At 78.6% G+C, this 388-nt stretch carries 1 protein-coding gene; it reads right to left on the bottom strand.

The window, feature by feature from the left end; genetic code table 11:
* A partial coding sequence (locus tag G3I78_RS50595; protein WP_343244057.1) for a DEAD/DEAH box helicase occupies positions 1–388 on the bottom strand: 388 nt, incomplete at both ends.

Genomic DNA, 388 nt, shown 5'->3' with positions numbered 1-388 from the left:
CCGCGGACGATCACCGCGGCGTCGCGCAGGTGCAGGCGCTCGGCGACGTCCTCGCGCACGGGCGGGGACGCCGTCGCGGTGAGCGCGAGCACGGGCGGCCTGGGGTCCAGGGTGTCGAGGCGCTCGCCCACCCGGAGGTACTCGGGCCGGAAGTCGTGCCCCCAGGTCGAGACGCAGTGCGCCTCGTCGACGGCGACGAGGCTCGGCCGGGCCGCGCGGACCGCGTCGAGGACCTCGTCGTTGGCGAGCTGCTCGGGCGAGAGGAACAGGAACTCGAGCTCGCCCGCGGCGGCGGCCTCGAGCGCGGCGCGGCGCTCGGCGGCGGGCACGGCGGAGCTCACGGCCGCGGCCCGGGCGCCGTCGTCGCCGAGCTCGAGCAGCGACCGCA

Origin of the sequence: Streptomyces sp. SID13726 (assembly GCF_010548375.1) — a bacterium.
Taxonomy (GTDB): domain Bacteria; phylum Actinomycetota; class Actinomycetes; order Streptomycetales; family Streptomycetaceae; genus Streptomyces.
This window is presented reverse-complemented; position numbering and strand designations above follow the sequence as displayed.